This window comes from Pseudomonas sp. GW821-FHT09D08, from assembly GCF_059416305.1.
Genome location: NZ_JBWKOX010000017.1, coordinates 1 through 21,390, shown reverse-complemented (window position 1 = coordinate 21,390; position 21,390 = coordinate 1). Strand labels below are relative to the sequence as shown.

Annotated in this window: 15 protein-coding genes; 13 read left to right on the top strand and 2 right to left on the bottom strand. The window is 63.6% G+C overall.

Going from position 1 to position 21,390, the window contains the following annotated elements; all coding sequences use genetic code 11:
- Positions 1-99 precede the first annotated feature (99 nt).
- Both pdxR and AC07OP_RS23660 read left to right on the top strand, forming a co-directional pair.
- The gene (gene pdxR, locus AC07OP_RS23665) at positions 100-1,533 is read left to right on the top strand and encodes a MocR-like pyridoxine biosynthesis transcription factor PdxR (protein ID WP_495102702.1); all 1,434 of its coding nucleotides are present in this window, start codon (positions 100-102) and stop codon (positions 1,531-1,533) included.
- 85 nt (positions 1,534-1,618) lie between these two features.
- Positions 1,619-1,900: a putative quinol monooxygenase gene (locus tag AC07OP_RS23660; protein WP_115488397.1), complete on the top strand. Its 282-nt coding sequence runs from the start codon at positions 1,619-1,621 to the stop codon at positions 1,898-1,900.
- Positions 1,901-1,960: 60 nt separating this feature from the next.
- On the opposite strand, the gene AC07OP_RS23655 is transcribed toward AC07OP_RS23660, so the two are convergent.
- On the bottom strand, positions 1,961-2,590 hold the full coding sequence (locus AC07OP_RS23655) for a DNA-3-methyladenine glycosylase I (RefSeq protein WP_495102701.1): 630 nt from the start codon (positions 2,588-2,590) through the stop codon (positions 1,961-1,963).
- Between the two features lie 217 nt (positions 2,591-2,807).
- Between AC07OP_RS23655 and AC07OP_RS23650 the strand changes: the two genes are divergently transcribed.
- The 3 genes from AC07OP_RS23650 to AC07OP_RS23640 all read left to right on the top strand — a co-directional run bounded on the left by AC07OP_RS23650 (position 2,808) and on the right by AC07OP_RS23640 (position 5,693).
- Positions 2,808-4,133, top strand: a complete 1,326-nt coding sequence (locus AC07OP_RS23650; RefSeq protein ID WP_175539031.1) for a C4-dicarboxylate transporter DctA — start codon at positions 2,808-2,810, stop codon at positions 4,131-4,133.
- Positions 4,134-4,287: 154 nt separating this feature from the next.
- A complete protein-coding gene (locus tag AC07OP_RS23645) occupies positions 4,288-4,989 on the top strand; it encodes a FadR/GntR family transcriptional regulator (RefSeq protein ID WP_027608565.1) in 702 nt (233 codons plus the stop codon).
- A 17-nt stretch (positions 4,990-5,006) separates the two neighbouring features.
- Positions 5,007-5,693, top strand: coding sequence for a GntR family transcriptional regulator (locus AC07OP_RS23640; RefSeq protein WP_495102700.1), 687 nt, complete (start codon positions 5,007-5,009; stop codon positions 5,691-5,693).
- Between the two features lie 84 nt (positions 5,694-5,777).
- On the opposite strand, the gene AC07OP_RS23635 is transcribed toward AC07OP_RS23640, so the two are convergent.
- The gene (locus tag AC07OP_RS23635) at positions 5,778-10,646 is read right to left on the bottom strand and encodes an NAD-glutamate dehydrogenase (RefSeq protein ID WP_027608567.1); all 4,869 of its coding nucleotides are present in this window, start codon (positions 10,644-10,646) and stop codon (positions 5,778-5,780) included.
- Between the two features lie 491 nt (positions 10,647-11,137).
- On the opposite strand from AC07OP_RS23635, the gene AC07OP_RS23630 reads away from it, so the two are divergent.
- From AC07OP_RS23630 to AC07OP_RS23595, 8 genes are all read left to right on the top strand, one after another.
- Complete coding sequence (locus AC07OP_RS23630) at positions 11,138-11,491, top strand: hypothetical protein (protein WP_027608568.1); 354 nt, start codon at positions 11,138-11,140, stop codon at positions 11,489-11,491.
- A gap of 125 nt (positions 11,492-11,616) precedes the next feature.
- Positions 11,617-14,187, top strand: coding sequence for a S8 family peptidase (locus AC07OP_RS23625; protein ID WP_495102699.1), 2,571 nt, complete (start codon positions 11,617-11,619; stop codon positions 14,185-14,187).
- A 187-nt stretch (positions 14,188-14,374) separates the two neighbouring features.
- A complete protein-coding gene (locus AC07OP_RS23620) occupies positions 14,375-15,334 on the top strand; it encodes an AAA family ATPase (protein WP_003174327.1) in 960 nt (319 codons plus the stop codon).
- A 5-nt stretch (positions 15,335-15,339) separates the two neighbouring features.
- Positions 15,340-16,272, top strand: a complete 933-nt coding sequence (locus AC07OP_RS23615; protein ID WP_027608569.1) for a DUF58 domain-containing protein — start codon at positions 15,340-15,342, stop codon at positions 16,270-16,272.
- On the top strand, positions 16,269-16,763 hold the full coding sequence (locus AC07OP_RS23610) for a DUF4381 domain-containing protein (protein ID WP_065927988.1): 495 nt from the start codon (positions 16,269-16,271) through the stop codon (positions 16,761-16,763). The genes AC07OP_RS23615 and AC07OP_RS23610 overlap by 4 nt, the downstream gene beginning before the upstream one ends.
- Positions 16,756-17,844, top strand: a complete 1,089-nt coding sequence (locus AC07OP_RS23605) for a vWA domain-containing protein (protein WP_115488403.1) — start codon at positions 16,756-16,758, stop codon at positions 17,842-17,844. Before AC07OP_RS23610 ends, AC07OP_RS23605 begins: the two co-directional genes overlap by 8 nt.
- The gene (locus AC07OP_RS23600; RefSeq protein ID WP_495102698.1) at positions 17,841-19,580 is read left to right on the top strand and encodes a tetratricopeptide repeat protein; all 1,740 of its coding nucleotides are present in this window, start codon (positions 17,841-17,843) and stop codon (positions 19,578-19,580) included. The genes AC07OP_RS23605 and AC07OP_RS23600 overlap by 4 nt, the downstream gene beginning before the upstream one ends.
- Positions 19,577-21,217, top strand: a complete 1,641-nt coding sequence (locus tag AC07OP_RS23595) for a BatD family protein (protein WP_495102697.1) — start codon at positions 19,577-19,579, stop codon at positions 21,215-21,217. The genes AC07OP_RS23600 and AC07OP_RS23595 overlap by 4 nt, the downstream gene beginning before the upstream one ends.
- Positions 21,218-21,390: the final 173 nt, after the last annotated feature.

The window sequence follows — 21,390 nt, the reverse complement described above, 5'->3', positions numbered from 1 at the left end:
TAAGCCCTATAGCCAATCCGACGGTTTACCCGGGGACCATTTTGAGCGCGCCCCGCGAGCGAGTAACCTTGGCGCAGAGCGAAGACCCCGGGATGAAACATGGAACTGCACGTCGTCATCAATGGCCGCAAGGATCTGGCCGAACAGCTGTACCAGCAGTTGCGCGAAGCCATTGGCTCCGGGCGCCTGGCCGCGGGTGCGCAACTGCCGCCCAGCCGCTTGCTGGCCGAACAACTGGGGGTGTCCCGCAAGACCGTATCCGACACCTACGCGACCCTGACCTACGAAGGCCTGCTGGTCGGCAAGACCGGCCGCGGCACCTTCGTCAACGCCCGTACGCCGCAGACCGAGCGCCTGCAAACCGCTACCGACCTGGCCTGCGCCGCCAACCTGGCGAAGTGGCAGTCACTGCCCTCGCCCATGCGCCACCCCACTCGCGACAGCACGTTGCGCTACGAATTTATCGGCGGCGCCACCAGCCGCAACCAGTTCCCCCAGGATGAATGGCGGCGCTGCACCCAGGACGCGTTGCGGCGCATCGCCCGGGACAGCGGGTTCTACAGCCAGCCGGAAGGGTTGCCGGCCCTGCGCAGTGCCATCGCCGGGCATATCGCGTTTTCCCGTGGGGTCCAATGCCGCGACAGCGACATCGTCGTCACCAACGGCGCGCAGCAGGCCCTGGACCTCATCGCCCGCGTGGTGCTGGAACCGGGCAGCATCGTCGCCATGGAAGACCCCGGCTACAGCCCCGCGCGCCAGTTATTCATGGCGATGGGCGCGCAGGTCATCGGTGTTCCCGTCGATGAGCAAGGCATCCAGGTCGACCGGATCCCCGATGGCGCACGGCTGATCTACGTCACGCCCTCCCACCAGTTCCCCCTCGGCATGCCCATGAGCCTGCCACGTCGGGAGGCGCTGCTGGCGAGGGCCTTCGAGCTGGGTGCGATCATCATAGAGGACGACTACGACAGCGAGTTCCGCTACGAAGGCCGGCCCACCGACTCACTGCAAAGCATGGACAGCCGTGGCGTGGTCACCTACGTCGGGACGTTCTCCAAGACCCTGTTGCCCGAACTGCGCCTGGGCTATGCGGTGCTGCCGCCGGCGATCTACGGCGCGGTGCTCAAGGCCAAGCAATTGACCGACCAGCACAGCTCCACGTTGCCGCAATGGGCACTGGCCAAGTTCATCAGCGAAGGTTATTTGCTCAAGCATATTCGCCGCTGCCACACCGTGTACGCCGGGCGCCGCGAGCGCATTTTGCAGCGCCTGGCGGGCGACCTGTCACCATGGTTCGAAGCGGTGCCCACCGTCGCCGGGTTCCATATGGCGGCGTTGTGCAAAGTACCGGTGAATATCCCGTTGCTGATGGAATTGGCACGCCAGGTGGAAGTCGGCCTGTACCCGCTGGACGTGTTCTTCCACGACACGCCGGTGCGCCCAGGCCTGATCATCGGGTTTGGGGCCATCGAGACCCTCGACATCGACCCGGCGCTGGACAAGGTGTGCGATATTCTCCAGCAGATTGGCTAGGGGGTTTTCCGAGGGATTGGTCATTGGTCCTGGCGCGTCGAGGCTCTAGCCTGTGCGCTGACACCCGACCTCGGAGACCATCGCCATGCCCGACCGTGCCTTCAACACTGTTCATGTCCGCGCGGCTGCCGGGCGCTCCAGGGAACTGGGCGAGCGCCTGCGACAGATCGCCGAGCTCGTGCGCACCACCCCAGGCTGCCTCGAATACGCCGTACAGCGCAGCCCGGTGGACCCCGACCTCTGGACCGTCAATGGCTGCTGGGCCAGTGCCGAACCGCTCAACGCACACTTCGGGCTGCCAGCCCTGCAAGGCTTTATCGAGCTGGCCTCGGCAAACCTGGCGAGCCGGCTTGCGTTCGACCATTGATGGGATTGGCCTCATCACCAATCAGCAGCATGGGTGAAGCCCCCTCCCACCGTCAGCGGCTCACGGGCGCTTGAACTGGCGGCGCAGTTCTTCGATCTTTGGGCGGCACACGCACCCATCAAGGTGGTCATTGACCATCCCCATCGCCTGCATCAGCGCATACATCGTGGTCGGCCCGACGAACGTCCAGCCGCGTTTCTTCAAGGCCTTGGACAGGCGCACCGAGGCCGGCGAGGTGGGATTGCCCGTCCAGTAAGCCAGGTCCACCACTGCCGGGCGCTCTTCAGGGCCGGGTTCGAACGCCCATAACCACTGCGCCAGCGAGCCGGTTTCAGCCACCAGTTCGCACGCCCGGCGGGCGTTGTTGATGGTGGAAACGATCTTCGCCCGATTACGCACGATGCCCGGGTCCTGCATCAACCGCGCGATATCCGCCTCGCCGTACTGCGCCACCCGGCGAAAATCAAAACCGTCGAATGCCGCCCTGAACGGCTCGCGCTTGCGCAGGATGGTGATCCAGGCCATGCCGGCCTGGAAGCCTTCCAGGCAGATCTTCTCGTACAGCTGAACATCATCCGCCACCGGTACGCCCCACTCGTGGTCGTGATAACGGGGGTATTCCGGTGCGGTCGTACGCCAGGAGCAGTGGGTCTGCCCGGTGTCGTCAGTGGTCAGTCCTGGTTTATCCATCCATCACCTCATGTGCCAGGCGGCGGATGATAAGCGAAAAAATTTGCGCCCCGCCAACCGCTCAAGCATCAACCTTCGCGACCAACTGGTCAGACCGGGACCTGCCAACCGCCGAATTTTTACTTGTGATTTCAAAAATACCTGGCCTAGACTGGCGACGCACTGGACTTACCGGTATGACCACAACAATTAAGCCCTGGAACCACCAGGGCACCGAATAGAGATCCCTCCCATGCTCAGATGGTGCTCGCGTTCGATTTTCCTGCAAGTCGTGATTGGCCTGATGCTCGGCATCGTGTGCGGCCTGGCCCTTCCCGAATTCTCCTCGCAACTCAAACCCCTGGGTGACGGCTTTATCAAGCTGATCAAGATGCTGATCGGCCTGATCGTGTTCTGCGTGGTGGTCAGTGGTATTTCCGGGGCCGGCGACTTGAAGAAGGTCGGGCGCATCGGCCTCAAGTCGGTGATCTACTTTGAAGTGCTCACCACCATCGCCCTGGTGATCGGCCTGGTCATGGCCTTCAGCACCGGGATCGGCACCGGCGCCAATATCCATTTGGAACAGCTCTCCTCCGCCGGTCTCAATGAACTGGCCGACAAGGGCCAGCACATCAAGGGCACCAGCCAGTTCCTGATGGACCTGATCCCCAACTCGGTGATCGGCGCCTTTGCCGACAACAATGTCCTGCAAGTGCTGCTGTTCTCGGTGCTGTTCGGCAGCGCGTTGAACCTGGTGGGCGAAGCGGCCTCCGGTATCACTCGGCTGATCAATGAACTGAGCCATGTGATTTTCCGCATCATGGGCATGATCGTGCGCCTGGCGCCCATCGGCGTGTTTGGTGCGATCGCCTTCACCACCAGCACCTACGGGCTGGACTCCCTGCAACACCTGGGCAGCCTGGTGGGCCTGTTCTACCTGACCTGCCTTGCCTTCGTCGCGCTGATCCTCGGCGTGGTGATGCGCCTGTCAGGCCTGCGCATGCTGCCGCTGCTCAAGTACCTGCGTGAAGAACTGCTGATCGTGATGGGCACCGCTTCCTCCGACGCGGTGCTGCCGCAGGTCATGCGCAAACTCGAACACCTGGGCATCGGCAGCTCCACCGTGGGCCTGGTGATTCCCACCGGGTACTCGTTCAACCTCGACGGTTTCTCGATCTACCTGACCCTGGCCATCGTGTTTATCGCCAATGCCACCGGCACGCCGCTGTCGATGACCGATCTGCTGACCATCCTGCTAGTGTCGCTGATCACCTCCAAGGGCGCCCACGGGATTCCCGGCTCGGCCCTGGTGATCCTGGCGGCGACGCTCACGGCGATCCCGGCGATTCCAGTGGTCGGCCTGGTGCTGGTGTTGGCGGTGGACTGGTTCATGGGTATCGGTCGCGCCTTGACCAACCTGATCGGCAACTGCGTCGCCACCGTGGCCATCGCCCGCTGGGAAAAAGACATCGATATCCAACGCGCCAACAAGGTGCTCGACGGCCAGCAAGGCTATGCCTTCCAGGCCAGGAAGCCGGTATCACCGGCGCACCAGGAATTTTAAAACGCTAAACGCTTTCCACTGTAGGAGCGAGCTTGCTCGCGAAGGTCGTCACCGATAACGCGGGCATTCTGGATGCACGCGGTGACTTGAAGTTTTTCGCGAGCAAGCTCGCTCCTACAGTGCAGGGATTATTCATTCTTAAGGAGCGCACGACGTGATCAGCACCTCAACCGTCGTCAATTCAGTCGTAGAAAAACTCCGCGCCGCACTCAAGCAAGGTCAGTGGCGCCGGGGCGAAATGCTCCCGGGCCAGCGCGAACTGGCCGAACAGCTGGGCATCAGCCGCCCCAGCCTGCGCGAAGCGGTGATCGTGCTCGAAACCCTCGGCCTGGTGCGCTCCATGCCCGGTAAAGGTGTGGTCGTGCTGGAAACCAGCGTCAGCGAACCACAATCGAGCGACGCCGTGGCCGATGCCAGCCTCGAAGACATCCTGCAACTGCGCTACACCCTCGAACCCTTTATCGTCGGCCTGGTGGCCCAGTCCATCAGCAGCAAGGAAGTCGGCCAATTGCGCCTGACCCTGATGGACATGCGCGAAGCCCTGGATGCCGGTGACGCCGAAGCCGGCATGAACGCCTACCTCGATTTTCACGAAGAACTGTTCGCGCTCACCGCCAACCCGATCTTCCAGAACGTGGTGCAGCAAACCAGCACCGCCCTCAAGCAAAGCGCCCAGGTACTGCGCAACTCCCCCGAGCACCTGGCGGAACGCCTGCAGGAAAATGAAGCGGTGGTACGCGCCATCCGCAACAAGAACAGCGCCCTGGCCAGTGCCGAGATGCGTCGGCACATCCTCCAGGAAGGCCTGCGCATGGGCATTCACTTGAACATTCCGGACGACCATCTCGGCAACTGATTTTTTGGAGACAGGCCATGACCGCCCACGCCCTGCAACGCGATCCGATCATTCCTGCCCTGCGCCTGGTGGCCGGTAAAAAGCCTTCGGTGGACGACATCTACCCACGGTTGTTCGACGCCATCCTCGAACAACGCATCGCCCCGTCCAGCCGCTTTACCGAAGAAGGCCTGGGCGAAACCTTTGGCGTCAGCCGCAGCGTGATTCGTCGGGTGCTGGCCAAGCTGTCCCACCAGCAAGTGGTCATCCTGCGCCCCAACCAGCGCGCCCAGGTCGCAGCGCCGGATGCCCAGCAGACGCGGCATATTCTCGAAGCGCGGCGCATGACCGAAATCACGGTGGTGCAATTGGCCTGCGCCCAGGCCACGCCCACGCAGATACGCCAGCTGCGCGAGCTGATAGCACGGGAACGCGACGGTATGGAACGCAACCAGCGTGGGCCGGCGATTCGGTTGTCAGGGGAGTTTCACCTGCAATTGGCGCAGATGGCGGGCAACGCGCCGTTGGCGCAGTTTCTCAACAGCCTGGTGCCATTGACGTCGCTGATCATTGCCCAGTACGAAGCGAAAGCCTGCACGTATTGCGCGTGGCAGGAGCATGTGGCGATTGTGGATGCGATTGAGCAGCGGGATGTGACTGCTGCGGTGGGCTTGATGACCCGGCACCTGGATCACCTGGAAAGCAAATTACTGAAACACCACTGATATCCAGATAGATAAAGATCCAAATGTGGGAGGGAGCAAGTCGAATCGTCGCACCGCCCCTCCCACATTGGTTTCACCCAGGCATCAAGCCGGTTGCAGCACCGACTGACCACTCAACGCCAGGTCCAGCAGTTCACGGTTGGCCACCGCGTACATGGCGTAGTCCGTGCCGACCGCAGCACGGATTTCCACCATCATTGCGACCCAACGATCAGCCATGTCCTTGTGCTGCTCAAGCCACAGGGCTACGCGGGCTTCCATGTCCTGTGGCGCGTCGGCCATTTGCAGGACGGAAATGGTGATCGCCCGCTGCTGCCAATCCACATCGTCGCGGAACGCTTCGCGGGCCTGGGCCTGCCAGTTGTTGGCCACGGGCAGGTCGCTGATCTGCTGCAGGTACCACGGCAGGTCCAGGGCGCTACCGACGGCGAAGTAAGCCTTGGCCACTTCGGCGGCGTCATGCCCGGTCACATCAGCGGCTTCGATGATCGGCAGCAAGGTGTACAGGTGGGTCGTGCCTGCAACCATGCGCGCCAGCAACTCCGGCACGCCGGCTTCGGTGTAGGCCTGGTAGCGGGTCTGCCAGCCTTCGCGGGTCGGACCTTCCAGCAGTTCGTCGAGCTTGAGGCCCAACGCAGCCAGGTGCGGACCGAAGTGCGCGGTGTCACGACCGGCGTCCTGCTCGTTGCGACGGCTGCGCAGGAACCAGCGCGTGGCACGACGGCCCAGGCGCATCAGCTCATCCATCAACTGCAATTGCACGTCAGCGGAGACCTGGTGGTCCAGGGCTTCGATCTGGCGGAACCAGTGCGGGAGGTGGAAGATGTCGCGCACGATCACGTAGGCACCGGCCACGTTCGCCGGGCTCATGCCGGTCGACTCCTTGAGTCGCTGCACAAAGGTGATGCCCATGTGGTTGACCAGGTCGTTGGCGATCTGGGTGCTGACGATCTCGCGCTTCAGACGATGGCGACGCATGGCTTCGCCGAACTTGGCCACCAGGCTCGGTGGGAACGCGGTTTCCATGTCGCGGGTCAGGTAGTCGTCATCCGGTACCAGCGACTTGAGCAGCGCTTCCTTGAGGTCGATCTTGCTGTAGGAGATCAGCACCGACAGTTCCGGACGGGTCAGGCCCTTGCCGGTGGAAGCGCGCTCGGTGAGCTGCTCCTCGGTCGGCAGGTACTCGATGGCGCGATCCAGCTTGCCACGGCTTTCCAGGTCGCTCATCAGGCGCTTGTACTCGGCGGCACGCTCGTAGGCACGGCGCGCGGCCAGGGACAGGGCCTGGGTCTGCTTGTAGTTGTTGCCCAACACCAGGCTGCCGACTTCGTCGGTCATGCTCGCCAGCAACTGGTTGCGTTGCTTGTCGGTCATGTCGCCGGCCTGCACCACTTCGTTGAGCAGGATCTTGATGTTCACTTCGTGGTCGGAGCAGTCCACGCCACCGGCGTTGTCGATGAAGTCGGTGTTGGAGCCGCCGCCATTGAGGCCGAACTCCACACGGCCCAGCTGGGTCATGCCGAGGTTACCGCCCTCGCCCACCACCTTGCAGCGCAGCTCGTTGCCGTTGACGCGCAGCGCGTCGTTGGCCTTGTCGCCTACATCGGCGTGGCTTTCGGTGCTGGCCTTGACGTAGGTGCCGATACCACCGTTCCACAACAGGTCCACCGGCGCCTTGAGCAAGGCGTTCAGCAGTTCGGTCGGAGTCAGCTTGTCGGCCGAAATGTCGAAGCGTTCCTTCATCTGTGGCGAGATGGCAATGCTCTTCGCGCTGCGCGAGAAGATACCGCCGCCTTCGGACATGATGCTGGTGTCGTAGTCGGTCCAGGCCGAACGCGGCAGCTCGAACATGCGCTGGCGCTCGACGAAGCTGGTGGCCGGGTTCGGGTTCGGGTCGATGAAGATATGCAGGTGGTTGAAGGCCGCGACCAGTTGCAGCTTGTCGGACATCAACAGGCCGTTACCGAACACGTCACCGGCCATATCGCCGACGCCCACCACGGTGATGCTGTCTTCCTGCACGTTGATACCGCGTTCACGGAAGTGACGCTGCACACCGACCCACGCGCCCTTGGCGGTGATGCCCATTTTCTTGTGGTCGTAACCGGCGGAACCACCGGAGGCGAACGCATCGCCCAGCCAGAAGCCGTAGTCGATGGCGATACCGTTGGCGATGTCGGAGAAGGTCGCGGTGCCCTTGTCCGCTGCCACCACCAGGTACGGGTCATCGTCGTCATGACGCACGACGTTGGCCGGCGGCACCAGGGCGCCGTCCTTGAGGTTGTCGGTGATGTCCAACAGGCCGGAGATGAAGATGCGGTAGCAGGCGATGCCCTCGGCCGCGATCTCGTCACGGCTGCCGCCCAGTGGCAGGCGACGCGGCAGGAAGCCGCCCTTGGCGCCCACCGGCACGATCACCGAGTTCTTCACTTGCTGGGCTTTGACCAGGCCGAGCACTTCGGTACGGAAGTCTTCTTCACGGTCGGACCAGCGCAGGCCGCCACGGGCCACGTTGCCAAAGCGCAGGTGCACGCCTTCGACGCGGGGCGAGTAGACGAAGATTTCAAACTTCGGCACCGGCTTGGGCAGCTCAGGGATCGCGCGCGGGTCGAACTTGAAGCTGAAGTACGACTTGTTCTGGCCGTTGGCGTCGGTCTGGTAGAAGTTGGTGCGCAGGGTGGCCTTGATCAGGTCCAGGTAGCGACGCAGGATGCGGTCTTCGTTGAGCACCTGGACGTCGTCCAGGGCCGTGAGGATCGCTTGTTCCAGGCGCTGCTGCTTGTCTTCCAGGTCATCGGCGGTGAGCTTGCGCGCCAGGTAGAAGCGGGTCTTGAACAACCGGGTCAACTCGCGGGCGATGTCGGTGTGGTTGTTCAGGGTGCTCGCGATGTAGCCGAGGTCGAAGCCCAGGCGGATCTGCTTCAGGTAACGGGCGTAGGCACGCAGCAGCGCGACGTCGCGCCATGGCAGGCCGGCGGTGAGTACCAGGCGGTTGAACGCATCGTTCTCGGCATCGCCATGCACGATGTGCACGAACGCGTCCTGCAGGGTGTCGTTGAGCTGCTGGATGTCCAGGTTCACGCCTTCGGCGGCGATGAACGCAAAATCGTGGATCCAGAACTCGCGGCCGTTGGCATGGCGCAGGCGGTACGGGAACTCACCCAGCACGCGCAGGCCGAGGTTTTCCAGGATCGGCAATACGTCGGACAGCGCCAGCGGGGTATCGGCGTGATACAGCTTGCAATGCAGCTCGCGCTGGCCGGACACCTGGCCCAGCGGCTGATAGAAGCTCATCACCAGCGGGTTGGCTTCGGTGAGGCTGAGCAGGTGCTGCATGTCGACCACAGCCGAATGCGCAGCGAAACGCTCGCGGTAGCCGGCCGGGAAGCCTTTCGGGAAATCCGCCAGCACGTTGGTGCCGTGGGCTTCGCCGAAGCTTTCCACAACGAGACTGGAGTAGTCGTCCTGCCAGCTGCGGCAGGCCTGCACCACTTCTTTTTCCAGTTGCAGCGGGTCGATGTCCAGGCGGTTCTTCGGGTCGACCCGCAGAATCAGCTGCACGCGCGCCAGCACGGATTCGGAGAAGAAGGTCCAGAATTCGCAGTCCGAGGCTTTCAGGCGATCCATCAGCACTTGCTGGATCTTCTGGCGCACTTCGGTGGAGTAGATGTCGCGCGGCACATAGGCCAGGCAGTAGCAGAAACGACCGTACGGGTCTTTGCGCAGGAACACGCGGATCTTGTTGCGTTCCTGGATCTGCACGATCGACATCACGGTGCTGAACAGCTCGTCGACCGGGGTCTGGAACAGGTCGTCACGGGGCAGTACTTCAACGACTTGAGCAAGCTCCTTGCCCAGGTGCGCCTTGGCCTGGAAGCCCGAGCGGCGTTCGATTTCCGCGACCTTGCGGCGGATATACGGGATGACGCGCACGCTTTCGCCGTACACCGACGAGGTGTAGAGGCCCATGAAGCGGCATTCCTTGATCACCTTGCCGTCGGCATCGATCTGGCGGATCGACACGTAGTCCGGGTAAGCCGGGCGGTGTACACGGCTCGGGTGCGCGGCCTTGGCGAACGACAGCACGGTCGGCTCGCGCAGGTACGACACGGCGTAGTCTTCGATGCGCAGGTCGTCGGCGGTGAGGCCGGCGCGCAGCAGCTTGGTCAGACCGAGGAACGAGTTGGCGTCATATTCGATATGACCGCCGTCCGCCTCGTCACGTACCACGAACTCTTCATAGCCGAGGAAGGTGAAGTGGTTGCCCACCAGCCATTCCAGGAAGTTCTTGATCTCGGCTTTTTCTTCGCCATCGATGCCGAACGGGCTGGCGTCGATACCGTCGAGCAGCTCCTGGACCTTGGCCTTCATCGGTTCGAAATCGGCCACAGCCACGCGCACTTCGCCCAGTACCTGCTCAAGCTCTTTGCTCAGCACGTTGAGTTCGGCGGCGTTGGCGCAGCGGTCGATTTCCAGGTACATCAGCGATTCTTGCTCGATGCCTTCGCCCTGGGTGCCCTTGGGCAGGATTTCCAGCAACTCGCCCTTGCTGCCACGGCGCACGCTGAGCACGGTGGTCTGCAGGGTGTGGATGCTGTAGCCACGGCGGTTCAGCTCGGTGCGTACCGAGTCCACCAGGAATGGCAGGTCATGGTGCAGCACTTCGACCGCGGTGTGGGTCGATTGCCAGCCATGACGTTCGTAATCGGGGTTGTAGACCCGCACTTGCGGTTGGGTGTGATCAAAGCGCTCAAGCAGGCGCCAGGCAGACAGGGTGCAACCGGCCAGGTCGGAAAGGCGACGCTGGGTCAGTTCGTCCAGGGAAATGATGCCGAAGAATTGTTCAGCGAACAGCGCCACTTGTGGCAGTGCCTGTTCACTGATGTGCTGCGCCAGTGCCGCTTGCAGTTGATGCTGGAAGTCGGCCTTGCTGGCTGCGGTGAAGAACGCCATCTGTGGTACTCCGCTTGGGCTTGTTATTGATGGAAGCGTCGCGTGTTATCCCCTGGTGGGGAGACCGTCAGCTCTGTTCGCTGGTAACGAGTTAAGCACCATAAACGAATCAGAGTGACAGGTGGGTGAAGCTGGACAAGACAATGAGGTCACATACAACTTCCATAAGATGCGCACCTTGCCGGGTGACGGTACGACGGGCAGGTCAGGCGCCTGGCACGTGCACATCCGTTGCGCAGCTTAACGAGTGTGGGAAGCCGGGTGCTTGCGGTGCTGCGACATATTCGGTCATCGGTACGCAGGCTTGGGGTTGCGACTTGGGCAACCCGGAATTCCCGGTGGAAAAACCGGCTATTTTTCCGCCCCCGAGTACCGAAAATGACTGGTAGAGCCCGACAGGTCATGCACTGGGTCTGACACAGGAAGCAGCACAAAATTCGCCGCGATGGCACAATTGCCTACGCAACGCCCTACCCCAGACAGGATTCCCCATGCTGCAAGTGAAAACCGACGCCCTGATGGCCACCCCGTGCGACGACGAAGAAGACAACATGGCCATGCTCTGCTGCCACGGCAGGAACGGCGAGATGTTCATGCTCACCCGCTACCCCGACGAAGACGAAGTGGAGCTGACCTGGGACTACGAGCCGTCGACCCTGGATGGGCTGAAAGTCACCCTCAGCGATACGACATTGCGGGTAGAGCTGGCGGCGGGCGATGCCGATGCACTGGGCGGCAAGGACCAATTGGAGATAACCCACGCCACCGCCGCAGCGGAGATGGCAGAAGTGGAACAAACCCTGCAGAACATTCTCAAGGGCACCGGCACCTACATCCGCGCCTGAATCGCACTGGCGCAGCCTTCACCGATGCCCTTGACCGTTGGTCGGTACTGTTATTTCTAACAGTACCCGGCCCCGTGTTTCCGGCCTTAGCTGAGCAAAGCAACGGTGACTGCACGGGTGCCTTGATGAAATCCCTCAGCAAGTTTCTGGCCATTGGCCTTTTGGCCACCGCTTCATCAGCGCTGGCGGCATCCGCAGCCAACACTGACTATTCACACTTGATCCTTCTGATCAAAGACGACGGATCCAGGTCGCGAAATCTTCAGGACCTCGTCGACCCCTCCAGCACCTTCCAGCACCGCGTGCCCAACATCAAGCCGCTGGTAACGCCGAGCAAGGCCCGCACGCTGGCGGATGTAGAAGCCCTGCGCCGCCATCGGCTGGACCGCTACTACATCGTCGACACCCGCCACTTGAGCCACAGGCAGGCTGACGCACTGCGCCAGCAACTCAAGCAAGACCCGGCCATCGAAGACGTCGACTTCGAACCCGTGGTGGAGGGCATGCACGAGGACAAGGCCGAACCCATCGTGGGCAGTGCGCGCGGCAGCATCCCGGACCATACCGGACGCCAGCACTACCTGCTCGGCCCACCAGCCGTACCGCCCTACAAGATCGGCGGCGTGAATGCCGTGCAGGCCTGGAAGGTTCCCGGTGGCAAAGGCCAGAACATGCGGGTGGTCTCTGCGGAAATAGATCATTGGGCCTACAACCACGTGGACCTGCCCAAACCTTTCCTGGAAGTCGATGCAGGGGCCATCACCGGCTACCACGACACGGCCAGCGTCGGCACCATCGGCTCCAGGGACAACGGCTTCGGCACCACCGGCATCGTGCCCCATGCACAACTGGGCTATTCGCAATATGGCCCCAGCCGATTGCTGCAAACCGCCGAACTGCTGAGCCCCGGCGATGTGGTGCAACTGGGCGTGCATATGAATTACACGCCTTTTCCAGCAGTCGGCTGCACCCAGAACTGCTACATGCCCCTGGAATATAACAGCATGGTACGCGACATCATCACCTACCTGACCATGGAAAAAGGTGTGCATGTCGTACTGGCTGCGGCAAACGGCAATATCAACCTGGATCACCCCTACTTCAACGGCTACTTTGATCGCAACAGATTCGATTCCGGCAGCATCTACGCGGGCGCCGTGTACCCCACGAGCGGTTTGAGAGCCTATTACTCCCAATACGGCCGACGCGTCGACCTGTTCAGTTGGGGCGGCTCCGTCACCACGACGACCTGGACTACCGCCAACCCCACCAGCGCCTATACCCACACCTACAGCGGCACCTCCTCCGCCAACCCGATCATTGCCGGGGTGATGGCATCGCTGCAAGGTGTGGCGCGGGCCAATGGCCTGGGCAACCTCGCCCCCAAGGAGCTGCGCAGAATCCTCGTAGAAACCGGCTACCCGCAAGCCAACGGCAACCGTACCGAGATTGGCGTGCAGCCGGACCTGGAGGCCGCTATCCGCAAACTGCTTGCCGACGGCGTCGGCCAACCGCCCACGGGCCGGCTGGCCATCCCCGAGCAAGCCAAATCGGGAGAGACGTTCAACGGCCATGTCTATGCTGAATCGCCCACGCAAAAACCGCTGACCTATCGCTGGAATGCCGACGGGTTTACCCCTCCGGACGGGGATGGGCCGACCTTGGCATTGACCGCACCGCCCGTAACCGCCGATACCCTGACCTCGATTTCCGTGGCGGTGTCCGACGGCACCCACACCCTCAACCTGAGGGAAAACATCACCATCAAGGCCCCTGACGCGCCTCCGGTCGGCGACTGCGCCGCTCCCTGGATTGCGAGCAAGGTGTATGCCGTGGTGGGCGAAAAAGTCTCCTACAGCGGTTACAACTACCAAGTGGCGCACTGGACGCAAAACGCTCGTCCCGATCTGAACTTTGTTGAAACCGGCTCCGCCAAGCCCTGGCGACGCCTGGGCACCTGCGGCAGCGGGCTGCCGGTCGCCAGGATCACCGGCCCCTCCAGTGTTGAAGCCGGCAAGGCGGTGCTGCTATCGGGGGCTTCCTCCACGGGCCAAGGCTTGCGCTTCGCCTGGGCGGCCACTGGCTTCAACCCGGATTCTTCGGCGCAAGCGTCCAGCAGCTTCGTTGCCCCGAATACGGCGGGAACACGCGTCATCACCCTGACCGTCACCGATGAACGCGAGCGCCGCGCAACCGCCAGCCACACCCTCACGGTGACCGCCGGCACCCCCGCCAACCGCCCACCCGTCGGCAGCCTGCAGGGCAGCGAAACGGTCGATTCGGGCAAGGCCGTGACCTTCATAGCCAACGCCAGCGACCCTGACGGCGACCCGATGAGCTACACCTGGACGCGCCCGACCGGCTTCACCGGCACCATCGGCAATACCCGCAGCGTCACCCTCACCGCCCCTGCCGTCAGCGGCGATACCCGCGTCATCGTCAGTGTCGTGGTCAGTGACGGACGCGGCGGTACGCTGCGACTGGAAAAACCGATCACCGTCAAGGCCCCGCCACCTTCGGGCAGTTGCGGCGATATTCCGGCGTGGTCGCCCACCAAGGTGTATTCAACGTACGCAGAGGCGGTGTCGTACAACGGCATGGTCTACAAACAGAACTTCTACAGCCGCGACAAACGCCCGGATCTCAACTCTGCCGAGCACGGCCAGCCTTGGCATACCGGGGTGCCCTGCCGTTGAAGCAAAGGCGGTGAGCGGGCACGCCTGCTCGCCGCCCTTTGTGCCTCTCACACAATTTTCCTACAAGTTTTGCTAAAAATACCCCGCGTGCCGTTAGTCGCCACCCCCTGCCATGCATTAAAGTAGGCGCCCCAGGCTGTCGTTTGTTACATGACGCACAGGCTCATCTCTCCAGGAACCGTCATCGATGGAACATCGTGAAGCGCTGCTCGCGCTGCGAACCTTTCTTTCTACGCAGATTCTCGGCCAGGAAAAACTCATCGATCGCCTGCTGATCGCCCTGCTCGCCGACGGCCATATGCTGGTGGAAGGCGCGCCGGGCCTGGCCAAGACCAAGGCGATCAAAGAGCTGGCCGAAGGCATCGAAGCGCAGTTCCATCGTATCCAGTTCACCCCCGACCTGTTGCCCGCCGACATCACCGGCACCGAGATCTATCGCCCGGAAACCGGCAGCTTCGTGTTCCAGCAAGGGCCGATCTTCCACAATCTGGTACTGGCGGACGAGATCAACCGCGCCCCGGCCAAGGTGCAATCGGCGCTGCTGGAGGCCATGGCCGAGCGCCAGGTCAGCGTCGGGCGCAGTACCTACGACCTGTCCCCGCTGTTTCTGGTGATGGCCACGCAGAACCCCATCGAGCAGGAAGGCACCTACCCGCTGCCCGAAGCCCAGCTCGACCGCTTCCTGATGCACGTCAAGATCGGCTTCCCCGACGCCGCCGTCGAACGGCGCATCCTGCAACAGGCCCGTGGCGAAGCCCTCAACGGCGAAACCAAGCCCGAGCGCCGCGTCAGCCAGCAGGCGATCTTCGCCGCGCGCAAGGAAATCCTCGGCCTGTACATGGCCGATGCCGTGGAGGAATACCTGGTGCAACTGGTCATGGCCACGCGCACCCCGGCCAAGTTCGATCCCGAGATGGCCGAGTGGATCGCCTACGGCGCCAGCCCCCGTGGCTCCATCGCCCTCGATCGCTGCGCGCGCGCCCATGCGTGGCTGGCCGGTCGCGACTTTGTCAGCCCGGAAGACATCCAGGCGGTGCTGTTCGACGTGCTGCGCCATCGCATCATCCTGTCGTTCGAAGCCGAAGCGGCCGGGATTGACCAGGACCGTGTGGTGCAACGCATTCTCGACGTCGTTGCCGTCGCTTGAAGTCGATGAACGCAAGCGATGGGGTGCGCGTCACGCTCAGCGAGCTGATCGAGATGCGCCACCGCGTGCGCGAAGTGCAGCTGTTTTCCACGCCAAGCCAGCGCAGCCCGCTGATCGGCCTGCACCACTCCAAGCTGCGCGGGCGCGGTGTCGACTTCGACCAGGTGCGCGTGTACCAGGCCGGCGACGACGTGCGCACCATCGACTGGCGCGTCACCGCGCGCACCCAGGAGCCGCACACCAAGCTGTTCCACGAAGAACGCGAACGGCCGATTTTTATCATGGTGGAGCAAAGCTGCCGGCTGTTTTTCGGCTCGGGGCAGATGTTCAAGTCGGTGCTCGCCGCTCAAGCCGCCAGCCTGATCGGCTGGGCCGCGTTGGGGCACAACGACCGCGTCGGCGGGCTGGTGTTCGGCGACAACGAGCACTACGAAATCAAGCCGCGCCGCAGCAAGCAAAGCCTGCTGCAATTGCTCAACCGCCTGGTGCGCGTCAACCAGAGCCTGGACACCGAAAGCCGCCCGGAGGCCGACGCCCTGGGCATGGCCCTGCGCCGTGGCCGCGAAGTGCTGCGTCCCGGCAGCCTGGTAATCGTGATCTGCGACGAACGTGCCCTCACCGAGGGCGCCGAGCAGCAATTGAGCCTGCTGTCACGCCATTGCGACTTGCTGCTGTTGCCGATCTCCGACCCGCTGGACCACGCCCTCCCTGCCGCCGGGCTGCTGCGTTTTGCGCAGCGCGGGGCGCAATTGGAACTGGATACCCTGAACTTCGATTTGCGCCAGGCCTACAAGGCCCAGGCCGAAGCGCGCATCGCCCGCTGGGAGCTGCTCGCGCAGAAACTGCGGATCCTGCTGATGCCCCTGAGCACCCAGAGCGAAATGGTCGAACAACTGCGCGAATACCTCAACCCGCAACGCCCGGTTAAAAAGCAATGAGCAGCCTCGACCAACTGCAACCGCTGATCGCCCCGCCGCCCATCGGCTTCTGGCCGCCCGCGCCGGGCTGGTGGCTGTTGCTGTTGGTCATCCCGCTGCTGGGTTGGGGGTTGTGGTCGCTGCGCCGCTTCTTGCCGACTCGACGCCCCCTGGCCCGTGCCGAACAGCCGCTGGACCCGCTGCGCATCGCCGCCCTGGCGGAATTGGCGCTGATGCCCAAACCCTACGATGGCGCGCCCGCCGGCGCCTGGCTGCAACAGCTCAATGGCCTGCTCAAGCGCCTGTGCCGCAACGACTATCCCTATAGCCAGAGCCATACCCTCAACGGCCGCAAATGGCTGGCATTCCTTGACAACCGTTGCCCGGCCGCCGGCCTCACGCGCTGGATGGTGCTGGTGGAGGGAGCCTACAAACCCGAATGCAAACTCGACGACAAGGCCATCGCCGGCCTGACCCAAGCGGTCGACACCTGGATTCGCAAACATGTTTGAGTTCGCCTGGCCGTGGATCTTCGTCCTGTTGCCCTTGCCCTGGGTGATGCGGTTCATCCTGCCGGCGGCCGACAGCGGCGAGCCCGCCCTTAAAGTCAGCTACCTCGGCGATCTCGAAAGCCTGGCCCGCCGCCGTGCGCGGGTGAACCTGCCGGGCTGGCGCCAACAGGCGCCCTTCGTGGTGCTGTGGCTGCTGCTGCTGAGCGCCGCTGCGCGCCCGGAATGGCTGGGCGAGCCACTGCCGATTGCCGCCAGCGGCCGCGATTTGCTGGTGGCGGTGGACGTGTCCGGCTCCATGGACTTCCCCGACATGCACTGGCAGGACGAAGACGTCAGCCGCCTGAACCTGGTCAAGCACCTGCTCGGCGACTTCCTTGAAGGCCGCGAAGGCGACCGCGTGGGCCTGATCCTGTTCGGCAGCCAGGCCTACCTCCAGGCGCCGCTGACCTTTGACCGCCGCACCGTGCGCACCTGGCTGGATGAAGCGCGCATCGGCATCGCCGGCAAGAACACCGCCATTGGCGATGCCATAGGCCTGGCGCTGAAACGCCTGCGCCAGCGGCCTGCGCAAAGCCGCGTATTGATCCTGGTCACCGATGGCGCCAACAACGCCGGGCAGATCAACCCACTGACCGCCGCGCGCCTGGCGGCCGAAGAAGGGGTGAAGATCTACCCCATCGGCATCGGCGCCGACCCTGAGCAAACCGGTTCCCTGGGCATCCTTGGCGTCAACCCGAGCCTGGACCTCGACGAGCCGGCACTCAGGGCGATTGCCGAGGCCACCGGCGGCCAATACTTCCGTGCCCGCGATGGCCAGGAGCTGGAAGCGATCAAGCAGACACTGGACAAACTCGAGCCTGTCGAACAACAACCGACCCAGGCGCGCCCGGCGCTAGCGCTGTACAGCGGACCGCTGGCCCTGGCGCTGATCCTGAGCATGTTGCTGGTGATCCACGAACGCTGGCCGAACAACGCCCTGCAACGCGGGTTCAACAAACTGTCGAGCAAGGGGATCTTCCTGCAACAGCATCCGGAATGGCGCCAGCGCCTTAAACGCCTGCGTCTGCGGAGGCGTCGATGATCGCCCTGTGGCCGCATTGGTTCCGACCCTGGTGGCTGTTGCTGCTGCCGCTGCTCGGCTGGTTGCTGTGGCAGCTGTGGCATCGGCAAAAGCGCGCCGGGCGCTGGCAGATGATCCTGCCGCCGGCCTTTCACGCCGTGCTGCTCAGCGGTGGCAACGGGCGCGAAAGCAAATCGCCGTGGGTGTTGCTGGGCCTCGCCTGGCTGTTGGCGGTGCTGGCGTTGCTGGGTCCCAGCTGGCAACGGGTTGAACAAACCAGCCAGAAACCCTCCGACCCGTTGGTGGTGCTGCTCGAACTGACCCCGGAAATGCTCGCCACCGACAGCCCGCCCAACCGCCTCGAACAGGCACGGCGCAAACTCTACGACTTGTTGCAGGCGCGCAGCGATGCGCAAACCGCCATCGTCGTCTATGCGGGCAGCGCCCACACCCTGGTGCCGCTGTCGGACGACCTGGCCACCAGCCGCAACCTGCTCGAGGCCCTGCGCCCCTCGATCATGCCGGAGTCCGGCCACCGCGCCGACCTGGCCGTGGAGAAAGCCCTGGACCTGCTCAAGCATGGCGGCCTGGGCCAGGGTCGCCTGCTGCTGGTCGGCTCATCGCTGTCCAAACAGGAGCGCCAGGGCATTCGCCTGCTGCTGCAGGGCAACCAGGCGCCGAGCCTGTCTATCCTGGGCATCGGCAGCCGTGAAGGCACACCGGTGACCCAGGAAAGCGGCGAATTCCTCAAGGACGAACAAGGCGCAATCCTGGTACCGCGCCTCGACAGCCCGACGCTCAAGGCCTTCGCCAGCGAAATGGGCGGACGCTACCGGGCCGCACGCCTGGACGATAAAGACCTGCGCCAACTCGGTGTACTGGACCCGCCCCAAGCCCTGCGCAACGACGGCCAGTTGCTGCACCTCGACACCTGGGCCGACCAGGGTTACTGGTTGCTGCTGCCACTGTTGCTGCTGGCCGCCTGCGCCGGGCGGCGCGGCTGGTTGTTCTTTCTACCGCTGCTGCTGTTAGGTACGCCGCAACCCAGCTATGCGTTTGAATTCCAGGATCTGTGGCTGCGGCCGGACCAGCAAGGCCAATACCTGCTCAAGCAGAAACGCCCCGCCGAAGCCGCAGAGCACTTCCAGGACCCGCAGTGGCAAGGCGTCGCCCTGTACGCGGCCGGCAACTATGCCGAGGCCATCAAGCGATTTGCCGAGGGCAATGACGCCTATTCCCACTACAATCGCGGCAATGCCCTGGCCAGGTCCGGTGAACTCGAAGCGGCCATCGACGCCTACGAACAAGCCCTGGAAGCCCAGCCCGACCTGCAACCGGCACTGAAAAACAAGGCCCTGGTAGAAGCCCTGATCCAGGAACAGACAGAACCCGAGTCGCAAACGCCGGCAAAAAACGAGGATGACGAAACCACCCAACCCGGCCAAACTGCGCAACCGGGCGCCACTGGGCAAAATGCCACAGGTGCCGAGCAATCGTCCCAGGGCCAGGGCGAAGCCGGCAGCGGCGATACCCAGGCCGGCACCCCGCCGCCAGCCGCTGGCAACGACGTGCCGGGCAGCGAGTTGGGCGATGAGCACACGACCACCCCGCCGCTGCTTGCTGCCGACGCCAACCTCGACGGTGAACACCGCCAGGCCCTGGAACAATGGCTGCAGGAGATCCCGGACAATCCCGGCGAACTGCTGCGACGCAAATTCTGGTACGAACAGCAACAGCATCAGGACAAGACTCGATGAGCCGCCGCACCACCCTTCTGCTTCTGCTCGCGTTGTCGGCAGGTCACGCCCAGGCGGCCAGCCTGGTCGCCAGCGTCGACCGCAACCGCCTCAATTCCGGGGAAACGGTGGAACTGACGGTGGAGTCCAGCGATGTCACCCAGTTCGGCAAGCCCGACCTGTCGCCCCTGGATGCGCAGTTCGAAGTCAGCGGCACGCGCCAGCTCAACCAACTCACGACGTTGGGTGGCGATAACCATGCGACCACCCGCTGGATCATTACCCTGCTGCCCAAGCAGAACGGCACGGTGGTGATTCCGCCGCTGCAAGTGGGTGAGTACACAACCCAGCCGATCAGCCTGCAAGTGCTGGAAACCACCAGCCAGGACACCAACGCCGAACTGGCCCCGGTGTTTGTCGAAGCCAACCTCGACCAGACCAGCGTCTATGTCCAGGCCCAGGCACTGTTGACCGTGCGCGTGTATCACTCGGTGTCGCTGTACGACGACAGCAGCTTGACGCCGTTGCAGATCCCCGATGCCCGTGTCGAACAGTTGGGCGAGTCGCGTACCTATGAAAAGGTCATCAACAGCATTCGCCATGGCGTGATCGAAACCCGCTACGCGATCTACCCGCAGCACAGCGGCACCCTGGAGATTCCCTCGCAGACGTTCAGCGCCACGCTGGTGGAGTCGCGTCCGCCCCAGGAAAACACGCTGCAGGGCACCAAGCCCGGCAAGCTGATCCATGTGAGTTCGGCGGCGCTGCCACTGGCGGTCAAGCCCAAGCCTGCGCTGTACCCCGTCGATGCCCCCTGGCTGCCGGCTCGCAGCCTTACGCTCACCGAGAGCTGGAACCCGGAGCCGGAACATGTACAAGTCGGCGACTCCCTGACCCGCAGCCTGACCGTCAAGGCCGAGGGCCTGTCCAGCGCCCAACTGCCCGCCCTGCCCAGCACCGACATCAACGGCCTGCGCCGCTACCCGGACCAGCCGGTGCTCGGCAACCAGACCAGTGACCGTGGCCTGATCGGCAGTCGCGAAGACCGTGAGGCCCTGGTGCCCAACCGTGTCGGCGCCCTGGAACTGCCTGCCGTCGAGGTGGTGTGGTGGAACACCCACGAGGACCATCTGGAACGCACCAGCCTGCCGGCCCGCACCCTGCAAGTGGCCAACAACCCCAGCCTGGCGGTGGACACACCTGCCACGCCGACCATCATCACCGCACCGGACGACAGCCGCCTGTGGCTGTGGCAACTCAGCACCCTGCTCCTGGCCTGCACCACCCTGCTGGGCTTCGGCCTGTGGTGGCGTGCCCGCTGGCAACCGGCGGTACTGCGCGCCGCGCAAACCGGCCCGAGCCCGCGCACCCTGCTCGACGACCTCAAGCGTGCCACCCAGGCCAACGACCCCCAGGCCACCCGCCAGGCACTGGATGCCTGGGCGCGACAACAGCCGGAAACCCTGGCGGATATGGCGGCGCGGTTTGTGCCGCTGTCGGATGCCTTGGACGGCCTCAATGGCGCGCTCTACAGCGAGAGCGGTCAATACTGGCTGGGCGAAGAGCTGTGGCGTGCGGTCAAGGCCATCCCCATGGCCGAGCGCGAGCAGGACCCGGCGACGGACACCACCAGCTTGCCGCCGCTGTATCCCAAATAAGCCCTGCTGCCATCCAGCGATGGAAACGGTCCCAGGGCTGGCGCGACCGCCAACCTGATCGACGCCTGCAGGTCAACCCCGGCAACCACTCGTCGTCACTGTCAATTCTGACAGCTAGACGCCCCTCCCCACCGGGTGTCTGATTTTCCTTGCCTGAACGCGCCTTTTTATTC

Coding starts and splice junctions, on each gene's coding strand:
- pdxR (WP_495102702.1), top strand. CDS start 100: ATGGAACTGCACGTCGTCATCAATGGCCGCAAGGATCTGGCCGAACAG.
- AC07OP_RS23660 (WP_115488397.1), top strand. CDS start 1,619: ATGCCCGACCGTGCCTTCAACACTGTTCATGTCCGCGCGGCTGCCGGG.
- AC07OP_RS23655 (WP_495102701.1), bottom strand. CDS start 2,590: ATGGATAAACCAGGACTGACCACTGACGACACCGGGCAGACCCACTGC.
- AC07OP_RS23640 (WP_495102700.1), top strand. CDS start 5,007: ATGACCGCCCACGCCCTGCAACGCGATCCGATCATTCCTGCCCTGCGC.
- AC07OP_RS23635 (WP_027608567.1), bottom strand. CDS start 10,646: ATGGCGTTCTTCACCGCAGCCAGCAAGGCCGACTTCCAGCATCAACTG.
- AC07OP_RS23630 (WP_027608568.1), top strand. CDS start 11,138: ATGCTGCAAGTGAAAACCGACGCCCTGATGGCCACCCCGTGCGACGAC.
- AC07OP_RS23625 (WP_495102699.1), top strand. CDS start 11,617: ATGAAATCCCTCAGCAAGTTTCTGGCCATTGGCCTTTTGGCCACCGCT.
- AC07OP_RS23620 (WP_003174327.1), top strand. CDS start 14,375: ATGGAACATCGTGAAGCGCTGCTCGCGCTGCGAACCTTTCTTTCTACG.
- AC07OP_RS23615 (WP_027608569.1), top strand. CDS start 15,340: ATGAACGCAAGCGATGGGGTGCGCGTCACGCTCAGCGAGCTGATCGAG.
- AC07OP_RS23610 (WP_065927988.1), top strand. CDS start 16,269: ATGAGCAGCCTCGACCAACTGCAACCGCTGATCGCCCCGCCGCCCATC.
- AC07OP_RS23605 (WP_115488403.1), top strand. CDS start 16,756: ATGTTTGAGTTCGCCTGGCCGTGGATCTTCGTCCTGTTGCCCTTGCCC.
- AC07OP_RS23600 (WP_495102698.1), top strand. CDS start 17,841: ATGATCGCCCTGTGGCCGCATTGGTTCCGACCCTGGTGGCTGTTGCTG.
- AC07OP_RS23595 (WP_495102697.1), top strand. CDS start 19,577: ATGAGCCGCCGCACCACCCTTCTGCTTCTGCTCGCGTTGTCGGCAGGT.